Genomic DNA, 264 nt, shown 5'->3' with positions numbered 1-264 from the left:
CTGACAGAGTTGCAAGGTATCGTGCTCGCAACAGGCGGTGGTTCTGTTTTGAGCAAGGAAACCAGAAATCGTCTGTCTGCCAGAGGTATAGTGGTTTACCTGGAAACACCGATAGAAAAACAGGTAGCACGTACACAGCGCGATAAAACACGCCCTTTGCTGCAGACTGAAGAAGCACCGAAAGAAGTACCGGAAAGAGTGGCTGCAGAGCGTAACCCACTGTATGCTGAGATAGCTGACTTTACTGTGCGCACTGATGAGCAG

The 264-nt window shown here is 50.0% G+C and carries 1 protein-coding gene; it reads left to right on the top strand.

The genetic code is table 11. The annotated features are described in order from the left end of the window. Window positions 1–264, top strand: a 264-nt coding sequence (locus tag R0J87_RS21480; protein WP_498888830.1) for a shikimate kinase, incomplete at both ends; no start/stop codon positions are given.

The sequence above is a fragment of the Halomonas sp. SIMBA_159 genome, from assembly GCF_046536035.1.
GTDB classification, from domain to species: domain Bacteria; phylum Pseudomonadota; class Gammaproteobacteria; order Pseudomonadales; family Halomonadaceae; genus Vreelandella; species Vreelandella venusta_A.
Note: the sequence above shows the minus strand (reverse complement) of the source record. Positions and strands in the feature narration are given on the sequence as shown.